Source organism: Paenibacillus sp. JNUCC-31 (assembly GCF_014844075.1).
Classification (GTDB): Bacteria; Bacillota; Bacilli; order Paenibacillales; family Paenibacillaceae; genus Paenibacillus.
Window position 1 is genome coordinate 1,101,065 of record NZ_CP062165.1, and the last position, 18,869, is coordinate 1,119,933.

An 18,869-nucleotide genomic window follows, 5' to 3' on the forward strand; every position below is an offset into this window, starting at 1 on the left:
CCATTTATCGGAAATTTCAAGAATTATAAGGAAAATCGGTGTACATACAAAAAAATCGGGATATATATGGAATTCCACATATATATCCCGAAGCAATCATATTAGACTTCAGAACAACTTATTTCTCTTCCAGATATGCACGAGTGAAGTCAATAGCTCCACTGAAATCAAGTTGTACGCCTTTCAGATAAGGCTTAGTCAAAGATACGTTAGTGTAGTAGTAGATCGGCAATACGCCCATTTCGTCTTGAACCAGAATTTTCTCAGCATCAGCAAATGCAGCCATACGTGTTGCTGGATCAGCAGATTTTACAGTTTCTTTAACATCTTTGTCATACTGTTCGTTGCTGAATTTGGAATCATTGTTTGTGTTTCCAGTAGTCCACATTTCCAAGAAGTTGTACGGATCGTTATAGTCAGCAGACCAGCCCGCACGAGCGATTTGGAAGTTTTGGTTTTGACGGTTCTCAAGGAATACGCCCCACTCTTGGTTTTCCGTTTTCACGTCAACACCAAGGTTCTTCTTCCACATGTCAGCAACAGCAAGCGCGATTTTCGCATGATTGTCACTAGTGTTGTAGATCAAAGTTACTGCAGGCAACGTTGTGTAGCCTTCTTCTTTCATACCTTCAGCAAGCAATTTTTTAGCTTCGTCCACATTTTCAGTGAAGTAGTCGTCTTTGTGCTCATCACGGAACTCGCCGTTTTCACCGCGGATACCTGGAGGTACAAAGCCGAATGCAGGAATTTGTCCACCTTGTGTTACTTTATCAACGATCAACTGACGCTCGATAGACATTGCAAATGCTTTACGAATTTTAGCGTTGTTGAATGGAGCTTCATTAACGTTGAACTGGTAGTAGTACGTACTTGCAATACCAGTAGCTTTAAACTCGTCCGGCAATTCTGCTTTTACAGAAGGAATTTGGTCTGTTGGAATCTCACCATTTGGATTACCTGTGTAGTCCAGTTGTCCAGACTTATAAGCTTGCAGTTCGGAAGCACTGCTGCTTGTCAAAGACATGTTGATTTCAGACAACTTGATATCGGAAGCTGCATGGTAGCCTTCGTTTTTCTTAACAACGATTTTTTGACCTTTAGCGTACTGATCCATTGTGAATGGTCCGTTAACGATCATATTTTTGTAATCAGTGAAGAATTTATCATTGGTATCAGCAGACTTGTGTACTGGGTAGTACGTGTAGAATGCTGTCAGACCCAAGAAGTAAGGTGTTGGGTTTTCCAACGTTACTTCCAGCGTGTGCTCGTCAGTAGCTTTAACACCTACTTGAGAGAAATCTGTGATTTTAGTACCTTTATATTTTTCGTCTTTGCTCAGGTTGTAACCCTCAGCACCTTTGATGTAGTACAATTGGTAAGCATATGGAGAAGCTGTTTCCGGTTTCAAAGCGCGTTCCCAAGAACGTACAAAGTCTTCGGCAGTGATTGCATCACCGTTGCTCCATTTTGCTTCAGGGTCCAGGTTAAACGTGTATTTCAGACCATCTGGAGAAATTACCCAGTCTTTTGCAACGCCCGGAGCTTCTTTACCATCAGCGTCGATACGAACAAGACCTTCATACAAGAATTTCAGAACCGTGTTGGTTTGGCTGTCTTTAGCTTGAGCCGGGTCCAACGTAGGAGGTTCAGCTGTCAGGTTAATTTTCAGCACTTGATCTTTCGCAAGACCATTGCTCTCGCCTGCAGAACCAGTATCGGTGTTACCTGTGCCTTCGTTTTTCGATCCGCACGCTGCAAGTACGGTACCGAACGCCAAAATTAGCGTCAAAAGGACTAATAGACTTTTCCTTTTCATCTAACACTTTCCCCCTAAATTGATATGGTTTATGTTTATAGATTATACAACCACCGGTCAAAAAAATCTACATTACTTTTTCAGAAAGTAATGTTTTTTTCAGTATTCGACAAAATCGACACATTTTTTAGCCCTCTTGCGTTATGTATCCTCACATCTGTTTCATGAAGTATCTAAATAATCCAAATATAGTAAACAAAATGTACCCAAAACTCATCATTACAAAAGCCATGCGCCAAACGGCCCGGAACATTCTACCCCCATCGACCTTTCCTTTTAGGCGATTTTGAGCCCCTCCGATAAATCCAAGGGCTATTAGTATGAGTATAAGCGTTAAATAAAATCCGAAATTCGAATCAAATGTTAAGTTGAATAACGCCGAAACGGAGAAAATAAGAAATACGGTTGTCACATCCATCGCGGATCGTAACGCTGCTCGCTTATCTTTCTTCCACCCGTACATGATCCAGTAAACAAGTAAAAACGGAAAAAACGGCAGTATGCTCAGCACAATAAAAAATCCCATCAACTCACTCCTTCCGGTTGCATGCCTTCAATCAGATGAAGCAGTAATTCATGCATCGGAGCAGTCAAACCACACCGACGTGCCATGCTTACAATTTGCCCGTTAATGGATCGGACCTCTGTCTGTCTTCCATTCAAAACATCCGATAACATGGAGGAAGTATTTGAGGCAGTAGAATGACAGACAGAGAGGATTTGCTCCCATACATCCACGTCCAAAACGATTCCGCTTGCTTCATATGTCATCATTGCCTCGTCATATAGCTGACGCATCAACACGATCCGTTCCTTCTTCGTGATTAACTCACCGTTGGGTATACGCCACAGGGCAGTAAGAGGGTTAATGACAGCGTTAATCAAAAGTTTTCTGTATATCAGCTTATCGATTTCATTCGACACTGTACAGTCAAATCCTGCCTGCTGCAAAAGTCCCGTTAAATGAATTAACTCATTCTGATCCGCCGGAGTTTGAGATGCAGGACATACATTTGCACTTTTGCCCAACCAAGTCTCTCCCCTGCCTGCCCTGATGACCCTATCTTGCTCACGTTTTGCACCCTCTGTGGTTATGACACTCCATATATTGCAATGCGGCATACTCCATTGTAAGTCCTCCAAATGCCCCATACCGTTTTGAAAACATGCTATATTCAGGGGCTTGGTCTTCAAGGCCTTTATTTCACGAATGACATCATGTACCGCCGTCTGCTTCACCATTAAAAGCAGCCATTCCCCAGGTAACTGTTCAGGTTGTGCTTGTCTTCGGGATAAGGCTTTAATCTCATCGGCTTGAATCAGGCTAGGAGGAATCTGTTTGATTCTTCCCCCCTCGATCACTTTAAAGCCTTCTCTATTCAGTTTCTCTGCCTGTTCAGCCGTTCTGGTCCAGAATCGAACCTCGTAACCAGCAGCAAGAAGTTTCCCTCCATATAAAAGACCCAGCGACCCTGCTCCTACAACGTCAATGATCATGCAGCATCCCTACCTCTGCTCAAAAAGTTCTTTCATATATAATAGAACAAAAACAGCAAACAAAAAACCCGTCATCCCTGCCGTTATATAACGAAGGTGTGACGGGCTTGATCTAAACAGAGAATCAAACACATTTTTTTGTTATTCAATTCGTTCCAGGTTTCCGTTGGCATCCATTTTGAATCTTGTTTTGAGTTCTTCTTCCTCTTCCGTCAAAAATGCAAGTCTGCGAGCGCGATCCATAATCTGAATCAGCGCTTTATAATCGTCGTTCACCACACGATAGTCTGTCTGCACTTCATTTACTTCCTTGGACAGCCGATCATTTTCGCAGCGGAGTTCATGAAGTTCATCCTCTTTTTCCCGCAGCTCCTTCTCAAGCATCTTAAGCTGGCGACTATTCTCCTGGGCTGTCCCCTTCCATTGACGCAAGAAACGAATTACGGCATCAATGGAAAGAGAGTCTTCCGAGATTCCATCTGTCTTGTACAGATTATCCTCTGTATCCAGTGTGGACAATGCTGCCACCTGTGGTCCAAGCAAAGCTGGCTGCTTGCGAAGATAGCTCCGTTTTTGACGTTGAGCCTTGGCATTGCTAATAGCAGACTCATACTTCTTACGAACACAACTGTTCCAGCGAAAACCGCAAGCGGCTGAAGTTCTGCCTATTTTTTCGCCTACCTCTTCAAAAGCAGCCAGTTGTGTGCTCCCTTCCCGAATATGACGCAAAGTAACCTCTGCCAAAATCAAATCGTCCTCTGTACTCCAAGCATCCTGTCTCACTGCAGTCATGCTATAATACCCTCCTAACAACATCCTAAAATAACCGTCCCCATGACCGATTTCCGGCCTGTGAATTAGGTATAAAAGCTGCTTCATTCATTCTTATGCCTCTCATAGAGTTCATAGAATTGATTTCATACTAAAATGTATTTCCACATTTAAGTCTACTCATACGTGACATATGCAAAACAGGCCATACTTTAATTCATTTCAACAAAAAAAGAATTCGCTTTCATATCCAATTTTGTTTACACCTTTTTCCTTTCCCGGTATAATGTTGTGTAGACAATCTATGATCGTACATAGGAGAGGAGGACTTACCGTGGCGCGCATGTTTCGGGTACTCGGGTTCTTCACGCTTGCGATTGGCCTGATGGCTTTTGCGGGAGACCTAGTCGAAATGGCTTTGCTTTTTTTCCTGCAGACTGCGTTTTTTGTCATTTTGGGATATTTGAAATTTACCGAACGAACGTACATATTGCTCTTCTGGGGTTATATGATCGTGACATTCACAGGGTTCAGCTACTGGACCGTATTCCAAATGGATTTGCCGCTCTAATCCGCCAGCAGCATCAAAGCGATCCGGCTACAGTCGGATTGCTTTTTTGTTATTCCAGATTAAATGATTGTTCTTTTATGTTATGTAACCACTAAGGATATTTCACATATTTGTTTCATATATTGTCTGAAAGAGATAGCCTGTACCTGAGATATTAACCGAGAGGAGAATGATTGGTGAAACACCGATACGGCATTCCTGCCTTCATCGTATGTATTATATTATTTATCCAACTGCCATCGACATATGCCTATGGAGAGTCTTCACCTCAGGATACTCATGAGATATTGCAAAAAAGTCTATCCATCGTTGAAATCGATCATGAAATCGAGCGGATTGGAGAAAGACAAAAACAGCTGGATGAACAGCGCCAAGCGTTGTCCTTACAGCTTCAGGAACAGGAAGAACAGATACATATTCAGCAAGATCGGGCAGGTGCTGTGGTAAGGTCCTACTATACTGGAGAGCGAGACAGTCTCTTGATGACTGTACTCGGAGCAAGATCTTTCAAAGACCTGTTTATTCTATTCGACTACTATCAGATCATCATGGGAAGGGATCAGGCTGTACTGGACAAGTACCAGGATCGATACCGCAGCTTGCAACAAACGTCCTCACAGATTAGTCAGACCCGTTCAGAATTGTCTGAACTAAAAATCAATCTTCAGCATCAACGGGAACGTGTACTTGTATTGCAGAAAGAGGTAGATGGAAAAGTAGCCGCCAGCGGGGATGCTGCGGTCATGCAAAAATTGATGGATGAGCTAACCAGCTATTGGGAGAATATCGGCATATATGAGGTCAAGCGCTACTTCAAAGCATTGGCAGCTGCCATGCAGAACCTGCCACAGTTCATTCAGGAGCAGAACGGAGGAATCTCAACTACCGGAAAGACGTACACGATTCGAATTGGGCAAGATGAACTAAACACGTTTCTGCGTTCCCAGAATCCCATCTTTGAAGACTTCGCCTTTGAGTTTGAAAAGGATCGAATTACGGCCTCTGGTCAGCGTGATCAGCTGCAATTAAGTATTGAAGGCCATTATACGGTAGAGAATGAACCGCAAAACTCCATTCGTTTTCATGTAGATAAACTTGTATTTAATCAGTTGGAACTACCCGATACTACACGCCATATGCTGGAGCGGGAATTCGATCTCGGATTTTACCCACAGAAAATTCTATCCTTTGTTAAAGCCACAGAGGTATCCACAAGTGAAGGTATACTTGAAGTGAAGCTCGCCATTTCATTTTGACGAGATCTGCAAGGCAATAATGCTTTTTACGTATTGATTAGCCGTAATCTCACCCACGAGAAGTTGTTGGATCTTCTTTTGAAAAGCAGAAGTCAGTATAAGGCTTTCCGTCATTACAGCCTGTGAAGATTCAGCTGGAAACCAGGATTTCACATCAGTCGTATCATATTTCGTTATTAGTTTCTGTGACTCAAGATCTAGTTCCTGTTGCTTTGCGGGTAAATACTTAGCCTGTTGGTACCACTCCGATTGCACGGAAGAGGAAGTCATACCTTCAATCCAGCGGCTGGCCTCTTCCGCCTCAAGTGAGCCAGCTGCGATAACAAGACTTCTTGATCTTAGAGGTTCCAACGCACTGAATGCTATCCTGTCTGTTGAAGCCTTTTCTCCTGCCACGCCTTGATTTCCACTCAACAAACGGGACAGCAACGTGACTAGCATAGGAGCACCCGTTTGCTCACCAGAAGCAGAGATCGTCGGATTTGTTGATTCTACCGTAATATGCGACTGGATTTGGTCCAGTAGCTGTATGATCTGTTGGTACGCCTCCGTTTGCGAAGAAGTTTGCGCTTTCTTAATTCTGTTGGGGGCCATGCCTGGCTCAAACTGATTCAGCCACGCACTTACCGCATGAAGATCATTTAAGTTTATTCTTATCAAATCCGTTCCATCTTGCGTTGCCTGTTGTACAAGTTTGATCCACTGGTCCTTGTTTTCGGGTAAACCTGCCAAGCCAGCTTCGTCCAGGAATGGAGAGCGAGCTGCGAGTACGTAGGCGTCAAAGTCAAACGGCATACCCCATTGGTAACCATTCCACTCTGTCATTTCTCTCAAGCCGACCACGGTTTCTCCCAAAGACTTGGACAGCGTTGTACCATTTAACGGATACAGATGTCCTTTTTTGGCATGATATTGAACTTCCGCACTATCCAGAAGAATGATATCCCCGCTCTCCCCTACCGAAAATTGATTATCAAGCACTCGTTTATATGTATTTGGCTCCAAATTACGAAGACTTATTTCCACATGTTGAGAAGCTGCTGCTTCATTAGCCAATCTTTCAAACGACTGGAAGTCTGTCTTTGACATGGAGACTACAATCTCTAGTGGGGCATGTTGGTCCTCGCTGCGCGATGATGTGTTGGGAAATGCATCTTTCTCCTGGTCTCGTTCCTGATTCAGCTGTGAACCTCTAAAGTCAAAACTGGGAGACAGAATCGTTAACGAAAGCAGCAGTACTGCGAACAAAATAACCTGGTGCCCACGCTTCATTAACTTCTCCTCCTTGCTCCCTAATTTTTTCCTGCAACACTCATTGTAACAAATAAGTAGTGCTCTTGTCCTATCCTGCCAAAAAACAGTTTTCCGATATTTTGCATACTTCGAGCATATCGAGTTCTGTGCAATAACTGATTTTTATTTTTTCAGCAAAAAAACCGGCTCCAAGAGCCGGTTCTTTAGAAACATTTTCCGGGAAATAAACTCTTCTCAACCTTACAATAAATCCGCTGCAAGCTGAGCCAATTTGGAGCGTTCTCCTTTTTCCAGCATAATGTGTCCGCTGATTCCCTCCTGCTTGAATCGCTCCACAATATACGTCAGACCATTACTTGCTGAATCCAGGTAAGGATGGTCAATTTGCTCAGGGTCACCCATCAGAATAATTTTACTGCCCTCACCGACCCTTGATACAATGGTCTTCACTTCATGACGAGACAGGTTTTGGGCTTCATCAATAATGATGAACTGTCCTGGAATGGACCGTCCACGAATATAGGTCAAGGCTTCAACCTGAATACTGCCAAGCCCCATCAAAATTTTATCAATGTCGCCTGCTTTTTTGGTATCAAACAAAAATTCCAGATTATCATAAATCGGTTGCATCCACGGTCGGAGTTTTTCTTCCTTCTCCCCAGGAAGATAACCAATATCTTTTCCCATCGGAACGACAGGACGGGCGATCAATAATTTTTTGTACTTGTGATCATCCTCCACCTTAAGCAAACCTGCAGCAAGCGCCAGCAAAGTTTTCCCTGTTCCCGCCTTTCCTGTAATCGTAACAAGGGGAATATCATCATTCAGCAGCAGCTCCAGGGCCATTCGCTGTTGCGCATTACGTGCGCCAATGCCCCACACATTATCATTGCTCAGGAAAAGCGGCTCCAGTTTCGTCCCCTCTGTATTCACTTTGAGCAAAGCCGATTTATTAGTTCCCATCTCATCCTTGAGAATTACAAATTCATTCGGGTAAAGTGAATAAGACAACTGTAATGGTTTGATTGGCAGAAAACGATATGTGTAAAACTCATCAATAACCGAAGGGTGGACTTTCAGGGCCGTATAGCCCGGGTACAACTCACTCAGTCCTGCGGTCCGATCTGATAAGTAATCCTGCGTAAACAGCCCAAGTACATCCGCTTTGATACGAACAAGTACATCCTTGCTGACCAGTACAACCTGACGTTCAACGATCTCTTTTTCATTTTCCTCAATTTGATAATTTAAGGCCACGGCCAAAATTCGATTATCATTCGATACCTCACCAAACATTTCCTGAACTTTCACAAAGCTGCGATGATTCAGTTCCACTTTCAGATTGCCTCCATTAGCCAAAGGTACACCACTGTGCAAATGTCCTAATTCACGCAATCCATCAAGAAGTCTCGATACATTACGGGCATTCCGGCCAATTTCATCGGCATTCCTTTTTTTGGAGTCGATCTCCTCCAGTACAACCGCGGGAATGATTACCTCATGTTCTTCAAAGGCAAATATGGCATTGGGGTCATGCAGAAGCACGTTGGTATCCAATACAAAAATCTTTTTCATTCAATCCCCTCCAAAGCGGCGTCGTTAAAGGCATGGGCTAGAACGTGAACTCAGGAATGCCAGATTATACAATTGTATCACCATGCATGGGCAGTCCTTTTTTCTTTCCCGAGTTCGTTTTTGATCGTGTGATCTTCAGCAGCGGCATGGACAATCATGCTCCCATACATAAATGTATTCGACTAGGACAAAATAATTGTCAACCATTCTGAAAAACTCCAAGAAAGGATGAACATTTATGAAAATATGGGTGTGCACGCTGCTTATGATCTTTATACTTACAGGCTGCAACACAACTCGTAACGCTTCGCCGAATCAGGGGACACATGCGAAAGGATACGGAGGAAATGTAACAACTCGGCAAGATCAACGGAAAGGATCTCACATGCTCAATACACAGGCAGATCGGATGCACCCTTCTGCTGTGGACCACCTGACCGAAAATACAGGTGAGGTTCATGAGAAAAACGTCATGGACAACACCCAGGCTGGGCGGATGCCAAACGAAAAAAGGGTCACCCACCTCAAAACACTTGCCAAGCAAGTGGAAGGTGTCAAAGATGCCAACTGTGTCATCCTTGGCAATACAGCCGTCGTTGGCATTGATGTGGATGGTGAACTGGAACGTGCACAAGTCGGTACGATCAAATATGCTGTAGCCGAAGCCCTTCGCAAAGATCCGGAAGGTTTGGATTCCATTGTAACCGCAGATGCCGATGTTACCGAACGTATTAAGGAAGTTGGTGAACATATTCGTCAAGGACACCCGATATCCGGCTTTGCTTCAGAGCTCGCCGACATGGTGGGACGAATTATCCCTCAACTGCCGAAAGATGTCAAAGTCCGTCAAAATCCAGATGAACATAAGCAACAAATGCAGCAGCTGCATTCATCTGACAAAAGACAACAAAAAGCCCAGTGATCTCTCACTAGGCTTTTTTCATGGCAGTAAACACCTGCTCATCTAATTTCTCAGCAGCACGCTGATCATATATTTTGACATATTGCGGCACAGAGGACAGTTGGGCTCCATAAAAAAGGGCATTCCTTACCGCCTCAATGGAAATGTCGAAGCAGCACATGTTAAAGGGAACATCCTGTAACGGATTTTGTCGTACCGAAGCACGTCCGTTTACAGCATACACCATTTCTTCTCCAAATATGGTGACGGTAATAGCCGGATTCTCAATCATATTGTTCACGAGACGTGAACGATGATCAATCGCCACACGAAGGGTGGAAGCATTCTCCGCATAGATCCAGGAGATTGCCGTTGATGTCGGACCTCCAGATTCAATGTCCACGGTGCTCAGGAGCACAAATGTTTCGTTCTTGAATTGCTGTAGAAGAGATTCAGTCAATTGTGTGACGGCTTCGGACATCCAACCAGCCCCCTAATCTTCTTTATGCAATTCTTGATGCGTTATTGATGTTATTATAACATACCACCAATCTTGCTTCCAATCCCAAAAGAAAAACGATATTACTCCGCTGATGGAGAAGTTGTTACTTTACCTGATAGGGTATCCTGCAACGCCTGCTTGGCGTTAGCCAATTCCGTTTCGTTGATATATACATATGGACTTCTCCACTCTCCGGTTACTGGTGTGTAATGTACATCCGATTTGGAAATATTCCAGTAAGTAGCAATAAAGTTTTTCATCTGCTCCGATTCAACGTCTGTCGTCATATTTTTATCAACCGCGCCAATCACTTTGCTAATCTTCGTAACACCGCCCAGTGATTTCAACTGATCCAGCATGGAATTCAGCACTTGGTTCTGACGTTTGTTGCGGTCAAAGTCATTGGACTCGGCTGTTTTCGGATTACAGTTCGATTTACGGTAACGAACGAAATCGAGTGCTTCTTTGCCATCCAGATGCTGCGCTCCGGTCACCAGATTAATATCCGTGCCATCGGCTGTATCTTTGTAACACATGTTTTTGTCCACGGTCACATCCACGCCACCTACGGCATTGACAGCATCACGAAATGCCTGGAAATTCAGAACGGTGGTATAGTTGATATCCACATCCAGATATTTACCCATCATTTCTTTCATTTGATCTTCTGCATTCTTGCCAGAGGTTTTTTCCTGCGCTTTAAATTTTGGATAATAAGAGTTCAATTTATTCGCCTTGTACCCATCCAGCTGAATACGTGTATCCCGAGGTAATGATACTATAGTTGCCGACTTGGTTTCCGGATTCAGTGCAGCTACCATGACCACATCGGAGAGATACGTGCCTGTTTCAGGACGGTTATCTGTACCTAGCAACAACATCGTAATGGGTTTGGTTTTGGCTGACATACCAGGTGGTACCGGCTTGTCGATGCCTGTATCAGCTACCTGATTATATACCCAATAGATATATCCCCCGCCTACCAAAATAGCAATAGCCAATAAACTTAAAACCAGTCTGCCAAAGGTTCGCATCCGTTTCTTCTTCTTTGGTTGCTTACCCTTTCCATTCTTCGATCCAGAAGCACCGGATGAAGCAGGTGCCTGTCTCCGTGGAGGCAGTCCATTCGAATTTGAGTTCATATCTTCAACACCTTTATCACATCTGTTTTGGCCTATATATAAGACAACCGCTTTCCCTAAGGAAAACGGATGGTCTATACAAGGACAGAGTTTATGAGTTTCGAGCGGCAGCTTCTGCCTTTTTCTTTTGACGACCTTCAATGAAATAGCGCACTCGCACTAACAGCATCAAACCGACAGCGACCAACAAACATTGAATGATGGGCAGTTTGTCGATCTGAAAAATAAGAAGCATGAATGTGCCCATCGCCATCAATACATAGAGAACGATTTCCTTACCAAGCGGCAATTTCTGACGTACCCGAAACACCTTGTTATATACGTAAGTAATCAATACAAAGATGACGATGTAGGCTACGATCGGGTTTGATGCGAACCATGCTTGCATGCACAGCCAACTCCTTTCGTGTTCATGCTAGATATAAGTTAATTGGTTGATGGAGCACACCAACAACATTAATTACAAAGCTCTGCATGTGACCGTTTCGGATTCGGATCGTTCTTTTGGTCGCTGTTATCCCCAGATTTTTTTGATCCATTTCTTAATGGTAAAATCCGGGGATAAAGGCGAACGCTTCGCTCCTACAGAATCGATTCCGTATCCTCCACTACTTTAGTGGGTTGTAATCAACGCCGATGGTGCATATGTGTTCCATCAAACGTTAACTTATATATTTTATTTTGTTGTAATTAGGCTTTAGAAGCCATTTTACGTTGTTTCTCTGCACGTTCACGCTCGGATTTGTTCAGGATCTTCTTACGAAGACGAATAGATTTCGGTGTAATCTCACAATATTCATCTTCATTCAGATATTCAAGCGCCTGTTCCAACGAGAAGATAATCGGAGTTTTAATTTTAACCGTGTCATCTTTACCGGAAGAACGAACGTTAGTCAGTTGTTTTTCTTTGCAGATGTTGACAACGATATCATTGTCTCGTGTATGCTCACCAACGATCATACCTTCGTAAATTTCTGTTCCAGGCTCCAGGAAGAGCGTACCACGATCCTCAACGCCCATCATTCCATAGAACGTAGATGTACCCGTTTCAGTTGAGATCAGTACACCTTGGTGACGTCCACCCACTTGACCGGATACTACTGGAGCGTAGCTGTCAAATGCATGGTTCATTACGCCATAACCACGAGTCAATGTCAGGAAGTTGGTGCTGTATCCAATCAGACCACGTGCAGGAATCAGGAACTCCAGACGTACTTGACCGCTACCTGTGTTGATCATGTTAACCATCTCTGCTTTACGTGCGCCCAGGCTCTCCATTACGGAACCCATGCTCTCTTCAGGGATATCAATCAACAAGCGCTCAACAGGTTCCATTTTCTTACCGTCAACTTCTTTGATGATAACTTCTGGTTTGGATACTTGAAGCTCATATCCTTCACGACGCATATTTTCAATCAGGATACCCAAGTGAAGCTCACCACGTCCGGAAACGATAAATGCATCCGGGCTTTCCGTTTCGTCAACACGAAGGGAAACGTCTGTTTCCAGCTCTTTGAACAAACGCTCACGAAGTTTACGGGAAGTTACCCATTTACCTTCACGGCCTGCGAATGGACTGTTGTTCACGAGGAACGTCATTTGCAATGTAGGCTCATCAATTTTCAGAACTGGCAAAGCTTCAGGTTGGTTAGGGTCAGCGATGGTTTCACCAATGTTGATGTCCTTGATCCCTGCAATGGCAACGATATCGCCTGCTCCTGCTTCTTCTGTCTCAACACGTTTGAGACCTTGGAAACCAAACAGTTTCTCGATACGAGCGGTTTTGCTTTTGCCATCTCGCATAATAACCGTAACGGATTGTCCTTGACGGATTACACCGCGGTTTACACGACCGATCGCAATACGGCCAAGGTATTCATTGTAGTCCATCAAAGTAACGAGGAATTGAAGTGGTTCTTCAACATTCTCAGTAGGGTGTGGGATGTGGCTGACGATGGTATTGTAGATCGCCATCATGTTGTCATCTTGTTTCGCAGGGTCATCTTCCATGCTGGATGTTCCGTTCAATGCGGAAGCGTACACAACAGGGAATTCAAGTTGTTGATCGTTGGCGCCCAGTTCAATGAACAGGTCCAATACTTCATCAATAACCTCAGACGGACGAGCCGCTGGACGATCAATTTTGTTTACGACAACGATTGGTGTCAGGTTGTGCTCCAATGCTTTACGCAATACGAATTTCGTTTGCGGCATGCAGCCCTCGTAAGCATCAACAACGAGCAATACACCGTCAACCATTTTCATGATACGTTCCACTTCACCACCAAAGTCGGCGTGTCCTGGTGTATCCACGATATTGATCAGGTAATCTTTATAGGTAATAGCTGTGTTTTTGGCCAGAATCGTAATACCGCGTTCACGCTCCAAATCGTTGGAGTCCATTGCGCGCTCCTGTACCGTTTCGTGATCACGGAAAGTACCGGATTGCTGGAGCAACTTGTCGACGAGTGTTGTTTTCCCGTGGTCGACGTGGGCAATAATCGCAATATTGCGAATGTGTTCTCTTGAATGCATGGTTTGTATCCATATCCTTTCCAATTTCAATTCTTATCTACTAAACTTCCCGCAATTTCGCAGGTTACTCACCCAAAATAAGCGTCGGTGATATCCCGACGCATGTCTATATCCCTTATATTATAGTTGATCATAGGTAAAAATCAAGATATTTCGCTTGAAAGACCATTGGGAATGTTACCAGCCTCTCCCTCGACGTCCACGACCAAGCAACAACCACATCCCGCCTACAATCAAAAGTACTGCCAGTACGTAGATAATACCCGTGTGAAGCAGTGTAAATCCGAATAAAATTATTGAAAGGATTCCCACGCCCGCTGCAACCGGAAGTACCCATTCAGGTCTTCGGTGATCGACCATTGCATATTCAAGCAAACCAATTGCAATTCCCAGCAAAAATGCAGGCCATAGATTACTCATCAATCCACCGCCCCATGTATTCGTGATTCCGAACAACAGACCATAGACCGTTAACGTGCCTGCTGGAACGAGTGACCATGATGGCGTAAGCCTTGCATAGTATAATGCATGAAGAGCAATACCAGGCAACAATATGAGCAAAGGCCAGAAGTGCCGTCCAATGAAGCCAAACACACCAAGTTTGCCAAGTAAAATAATTAAACCCGCAACTACAATGAAAATCCCAATTGCTTTTTCGTTTCTCATCCTCATCTACAATCACCTCTTATACATTTGGCTATGTACCCCGAAATCTAAACTGAAAGCATTCGATGATGACTGACTGTTTCCAGCCTGCTTCTAGTGTAGCCGATGTGTATGCAAAAAACTACACTTTATGTCGCACTTCGCCTCTCTCCATATCCTTTATTACCCTAAAATGCCTTTGCTATTACTTCTCCAAGGTAGCTCTATTCTTCACAACCGCAGACAACATATGAATACAGCAAAAAACTGCCCTTGAACGGGCAGTTGCCAGCAAAACTTACATTTCACCTGTTTACATCTAACCTACATATTTCGACGAACAAACTTGTGCGCTCCCCCAACCGCGATCACAAGACAGGCCATAGCGGCAGGTAACAAGGTGTGCGCCTCAGCAGCCATGCCGCCAAGCCACTGTCCCAGCTTCGGATCATTCATCACCATCTCACCTGCTGTGAAGGCCAGAATACCCGAACCTGCGAACACCAGAATCGGGAATCGTTTCAACAAACCGACAATTAACCCGCTGCCCCATACCACAATCGGAATACTTATGGCGATACCAATCACCGTCAATGCGAGATCCCCATCCGCTAGAGCAGCAATTGCGAGAACGTTATCCAGACTCATGACAAAGTCAGCAATCAAAATCGTTTGAATGGCTTTCCAGGTCGTAGAAGCTTCCCGAATATGTACTTCATCTTCATTTTGAAGCAGAAGCTTAACGGCAATCCAGAGCAGCAGCAGCCCGCCTGCCGCCTGGATAAAAGGAATACCCAACAACAAAACGGCTGCAAAGGTTAATACACAACGCAAGACAACCGCGCCAAATGCCCCCCACCACACCGCTTTCTTGCGCTGTCGTGCTGGTAAATCCTTGCTTGCTAGTGCGATGACAACCGCATTATCTCCACTTAGAACCAGATTGATCATTAAGATTTCGGTCAACAGCCATAGCGTATCCATGCTTCTCATCCCCCCACTCTAACTTGTATGTCAAAGTTGTCCATGCTATTCTTAAACGTTGAACAAGCTTTCTAAGGTTTGGATAAATAGAAGGAGTGACATCGTATGGAGCTGTTTAGCCCCGCTTTTTGGCTGGCGTTGTTGAACGTTGTATTTATTGATCTAATTCTGGCTGGCGATAATGCCATCGTGATTGGTCTCGCAGCTCGAAATTTGCACCCCTCTGTGCAGAAAAGGGCCATTCTCTACGGAACAGGCGGCGCACTATTGATACGTATTGTGGCCACCGTAATTGTGTTATGGCTGCTGAAAGTGCCTTGGTTGCTTCTTGTGGGGGGATTACTTCTGATCTGGATCGCTTACAAGCTATTGGCAGATCAAGGAGAGGAACATTCGGACATCAAGGCAGGCAGCTCTCTCTGGGTAGCCGTGCGAACAATTGTAATCGCAGATGCAGCCATGGGTCTAGATAATGTTATTGCCGTTGCTGGAGCTGCACAGCAGCATTTGGTACTTGTCATACTTGGACTCCTGATCAGTGTGCCAATTATTGTTTGGGGCAGCACGTTGTTTATCAAATTAATCAACCGTTTCCCTTGGATCATTTACCTTGGCGCCATCGTTCTGGGTTATACGGCTTCCAACATGATTACAGAGGAGCACCGTCTCGTGCCTTTCTTTACCGAACATCCGGCATTGCGGATCTTGTTTATTGTTCTGGTTACGGCTGGTGTTGTGTTTGCCGGATATCGCAAACGCGCAAATAGCAATAAGCCAGGCGGGGAGCGTCAACACTCCTATTCATAAAAGTTAAAAGTCTGCCACTTTAACCATAGGACATATACAAAAGGACTGACCGATAGGAATTCGGCCAGTCCTTTTGTATAAGGGGTAACATAGTCGTTATTATGTCATTCGGTCCTGAAGATGAATGATCAGAACCATTCTTCCTTCATTTCGTTATCCTGATCCTGCTGATTAGTCAGCATAGCGGTTTCACCTGCATGCAAGGTAATCGTTTCTGTTTGCTCCACCGCCTGATCCACCCATTCAGGCAGCTGGCTCATGGTCGCTTCGATTTTATCCACAATGCGCAGATTCGGATTCGTTGTTGGGGATTTCGGTACAAATAGAGTGCAGCAATCCTCATATGGCAGAATCGATATATCATACGTTCCGATCTGTTTAGATAACGTTATAATTTCCTGTTTGTCCATCATGACAAGCGGTCGCAGTAGCGGCAGATCCGTCGCACGTCCAATGACATTCATGCTCGGCAGCGTTTGGCTTGCCACCTGACCTAGGCTATCTCCCGTAATCAGTGCAAGTGCACGCTCGCGTTCAGCCAGCTTGGTCGCGATCCGTAACATCGAGCGCCGCATCAATGTAATGATCAGATTATCCTGTCCCAGTTGGGTAAATGCCGTTTGAATTTCCGTAAATGGAACCAGATGCAGCTTGATTGTGCCCGCATGATCAGCAAGCGCCCGCGCCAAATCAATGACCTTTTCTTTGGCACGCTGGCTTGTGAATGGGTAGCTGTAGAAATGTACACATTCCACTTCAAGCCCTCTACGCATCGAAGACCATGCAGCTACCGGGCTGTCAATGCCACCTGATAATAAGAGCATCGCTTTGCCATTCGTCCCCAAAGGAAATCCACCTACAGCTGGAATGACTTCACTGAAAATATACGTGCCTTGATCCCTGATTTCCACACGCAGTTCTATGTCTGGTTGACGCACATCTACACTTAACTGCTGGAATTTCCGAAGAATCGGAGAACCCACCAGATGATTCATTTCATGCGAAGAATGAGGAAACTCTTTCCACACACGACGTGCATTAACCTTGAATGTGGTACCTTCTTTGAATTCAGACTCTCTCTCATCCATAAAAGCAACAGCCGTCTCCACGATATCATCCGGCCTCGATGGCGTAACTTTAACCGGACTGATCGACATCACTCCGAACACTCGTTTAAGTACAGCAATCAGTTCCGTATGAGATTCGCCGCCCAGATCCACATACAACCGTCCAAATTCCTTCCGCAGACTTGCGCCTGGATAAGGTTTGAGAAGAGAACGAACCTGGGTGATAATCGTTTTTTCGAACCGGGCGCGATTTTTCCCTTTTAACATAAACTCTCCGAAACGGAGAAGCAGCATATCATATTTCATCTAAAATCACATCCGCCTTTCCATCGGGCGCAGCTGCGCCACCATCTGATGTAACGCCTGCTCCAGCAGAGCCACATCTTCTTCTGTATGTTCATCTCCAAGACTAATACGCAATCCGCCAGCAGCACAAGCATTATCCCTGCCCATGGCAAGCAATACCCGGCTGGGTTCAGCTGATCGCGAAGAGCAGGCAGATTGTGTAGAAATGGTCACTCCAAGTTGCTCCAGGGTATGCAGCGCCACTTCTGCCTTCATTCCAGGATAGGAAAAGTGAACAATGTGCGGTGCACCTTCTTTACGGCTATTTAGCACAAGTTCGGGAATCGTATCTATGACCTCCATAATACGGTCTCGCAAAATCGTTGTACGCCGCGCAAAGTCAGCCTGACGTTCCGCTGCGAGACGCATCGCCTTCGCCATACCCACAAGCAAAGGTACATTTTCGGTACCCGCTCTCAACCCCTGCTCCTGTGAGCCCCCTGATAGCAATGGTGTAAGCTCCACCCCACTTCGTACATAAAGGAGACCTGCCCCTTTGGGACCACGAATCTTATGAGCAGACAAACTATACAGATCGGCGCCCCACATCGCAGGTTTAGCCTCAATCTTTCCAAACCCCTGTACACCATCCACATGAAAAAGTACTCTTGGTACTTCCTTCTTGAGACGTTCACCAATGTCCGCAATAGGATGAATCGCTCCGGTTTCATTGTTCACATGCATTAGACTTACAATCACTGTGTCGGGTCTGATCGCATCCATAACCTGTTGGGCGCTCACCAGGCCGTTGGAATCCACGGACAACCAGGTGACATCCCATCCCCATTGCTGCATTTGCTTAAAACTCTCATACACCGAAGCATGTTCCGTTGCAGTAGTAATCATGTGTTTGCCCCGAGATTGATAGCGTAATGCCGCCCCTTTAATGGCAAGGTTATTGCTTTCGGTTGCGCCTGAGGTAAATACGATTTCTTCTGGTTTCACCCCAATAGCTGCAGCACAACCGGTTCGTGCTCGGCGCAATAATTGGTGGGCACGCTCACCATAACCATGAATCGATGAAGGGTTCCCATATTGCGCCTCCATAATCTCGGCCATTGTACGAACGACATCTGGATAAGGAGGCGTCGTTGCTGCATAATCAAAGTATTTCAAACGAGGTTCCCCTCCTAGTCTTCGTTGTGGAATCTACTGTGAGCATTGTATCATGATCTCCGTTCAACACAAAAAGACCAAACAG

The 18,869-nt window shown here is 44.9% G+C and carries 18 protein-coding genes; 4 read left to right on the forward strand and 14 right to left on the reverse strand.

Annotation, left to right across the window (positions count from 1 at the left end; translation table 11 throughout):
* Positions 1–118: 118 nt before the first annotated feature.
* The 4 genes from JNUCC31_RS04790 to JNUCC31_RS04805 all read right to left on the reverse strand — a co-directional run bounded on the left by JNUCC31_RS04790 (position 119) and on the right by JNUCC31_RS04805 (position 4,105).
* Positions 119–1,816: a peptide ABC transporter substrate-binding protein gene (locus JNUCC31_RS04790; protein ID WP_192268978.1), complete on the reverse strand. Its 1,698-nt coding sequence runs from the start codon at positions 1,814–1,816 to the stop codon at positions 119–121.
* Between the two features lie 151 nt (positions 1,817–1,967).
* Positions 1,968–2,342, reverse strand: a complete 375-nt coding sequence (locus tag JNUCC31_RS04795) for a DUF3397 domain-containing protein (protein ID WP_192268980.1) — start codon at positions 2,340–2,342, stop codon at positions 1,968–1,970.
* Positions 2,342–3,313 carry a ketopantoate reductase family protein gene (locus JNUCC31_RS04800; RefSeq protein ID WP_192268982.1) on the reverse strand — a complete coding sequence of 324 codons (972 nt, stop codon included), beginning with the start codon at positions 3,311–3,313 and terminating at the stop codon, positions 2,342–2,344. Before JNUCC31_RS04800 ends, JNUCC31_RS04795 begins: the two co-directional genes overlap by 1 nt.
* Before the next feature lie 141 nt (positions 3,314–3,454).
* Complete coding sequence (locus JNUCC31_RS04805; RefSeq protein WP_192268984.1) at positions 3,455–4,105, reverse strand: RsfA family transcriptional regulator; 651 nt, start codon at positions 4,103–4,105, stop codon at positions 3,455–3,457.
* A 313-nt stretch (positions 4,106–4,418) separates the two neighbouring features.
* Between JNUCC31_RS04805 and JNUCC31_RS04810 the strand changes: the two genes are divergently transcribed.
* Both JNUCC31_RS04810 and JNUCC31_RS04815 read left to right on the forward strand, forming a co-directional pair.
* Entirely contained in the window at positions 4,419–4,655 is a 237-nt protein-coding gene (locus JNUCC31_RS04810) for a DUF2626 domain-containing protein (protein WP_053781237.1), read from the forward strand.
* 176 nt (positions 4,656–4,831) lie between these two features.
* The gene (locus JNUCC31_RS04815) at positions 4,832–5,911 is read left to right on the forward strand and encodes a coiled-coil domain-containing protein (protein ID WP_192268986.1); all 1,080 of its coding nucleotides are present in this window, start codon (positions 4,832–4,834) and stop codon (positions 5,909–5,911) included.
* Here the strand turns inward: JNUCC31_RS04815 and JNUCC31_RS04820 are convergent.
* Complete coding sequence (locus JNUCC31_RS04820) at positions 5,903–7,183, reverse strand: extracellular solute-binding protein (RefSeq protein WP_192268988.1); 1,281 nt, start codon at positions 7,181–7,183, stop codon at positions 5,903–5,905. The two genes, JNUCC31_RS04815 and JNUCC31_RS04820, sit on opposite strands and share 9 nt — an antisense overlap.
* A 222-nt stretch (positions 7,184–7,405) precedes the next feature.
* Complete coding sequence (locus tag JNUCC31_RS04825; RefSeq protein WP_192268990.1) at positions 7,406–8,740, reverse strand: PhoH family protein; 1,335 nt, start codon at positions 8,738–8,740, stop codon at positions 7,406–7,408.
* Positions 8,741–8,978: 238 nt separating this feature from the next.
* Here JNUCC31_RS04825 and JNUCC31_RS04830 point away from each other — a divergent pair, with 238 nt between their 5' ends.
* A complete protein-coding gene (locus tag JNUCC31_RS04830) occupies positions 8,979–9,662 on the forward strand; it encodes a YhcN/YlaJ family sporulation lipoprotein (protein ID WP_192268992.1) in 684 nt (227 codons plus the stop codon).
* 7 nt (positions 9,663–9,669) lie between these two features.
* Here the strand turns inward: JNUCC31_RS04830 and JNUCC31_RS04835 are convergent, their stop codons facing one another.
* The 6 genes from JNUCC31_RS04835 to JNUCC31_RS04860 form a co-directional block, all read right to left on the reverse strand.
* A complete protein-coding gene (locus JNUCC31_RS04835) occupies positions 9,670–10,122 on the reverse strand; it encodes a pyridoxamine 5'-phosphate oxidase family protein (protein ID WP_062326444.1) in 453 nt (150 codons plus the stop codon).
* Between the two features lie 101 nt (positions 10,123–10,223).
* Positions 10,224–11,285, reverse strand: coding sequence for an LCP family protein (locus JNUCC31_RS04840; protein ID WP_192268994.1), 1,062 nt, complete (start codon positions 11,283–11,285; stop codon positions 10,224–10,226).
* Between the two features lie 91 nt (positions 11,286–11,376).
* Complete coding sequence (locus JNUCC31_RS04845; protein ID WP_062326448.1) at positions 11,377–11,673, reverse strand: YlaH-like family protein; 297 nt, start codon at positions 11,671–11,673, stop codon at positions 11,377–11,379.
* A 302-nt stretch (positions 11,674–11,975) separates the two neighbouring features.
* Positions 11,976–13,820 (reverse strand): translational GTPase TypA, encoded by a 1,845-nt coding sequence (gene typA, locus JNUCC31_RS04850; RefSeq protein ID WP_192268996.1) that lies wholly within the window; start codon positions 13,818–13,820, stop codon positions 11,976–11,978.
* A gap of 177 nt (positions 13,821–13,997) precedes the next feature.
* Positions 13,998–14,492 (reverse strand): hypothetical protein, encoded by a 495-nt coding sequence (locus JNUCC31_RS04855; protein WP_192268999.1) that lies wholly within the window; start codon positions 14,490–14,492, stop codon positions 13,998–14,000.
* Positions 14,493–14,789: 297 nt separating this feature from the next.
* Complete coding sequence (locus tag JNUCC31_RS04860; RefSeq protein ID WP_192269001.1) at positions 14,790–15,449, reverse strand: TerC family protein; 660 nt, start codon at positions 15,447–15,449, stop codon at positions 14,790–14,792.
* 105 nt (positions 15,450–15,554) lie between these two features.
* On the opposite strand from JNUCC31_RS04860, the gene JNUCC31_RS04865 reads away from it, so the two are divergent.
* Complete coding sequence (locus tag JNUCC31_RS04865) at positions 15,555–16,256, forward strand: TerC family protein (protein WP_192269003.1); 702 nt, start codon at positions 15,555–15,557, stop codon at positions 16,254–16,256.
* Between the two features lie 128 nt (positions 16,257–16,384).
* On the opposite strand, the gene thiI is transcribed toward JNUCC31_RS04865, so the two are convergent.
* Both thiI and JNUCC31_RS04875 read right to left on the reverse strand, forming a co-directional pair.
* A complete protein-coding gene (gene thiI, locus JNUCC31_RS04870; RefSeq protein WP_192269005.1) occupies positions 16,385–17,629 on the reverse strand; it encodes a tRNA uracil 4-sulfurtransferase ThiI in 1,245 nt (414 codons plus the stop codon).
* Positions 17,630–17,635: 6 nt separating this feature from the next.
* A complete protein-coding gene (locus JNUCC31_RS04875; protein ID WP_192269007.1) occupies positions 17,636–18,784 on the reverse strand; it encodes a cysteine desulfurase family protein in 1,149 nt (382 codons plus the stop codon).
* Positions 18,785–18,869: the final 85 nt, after the last annotated feature.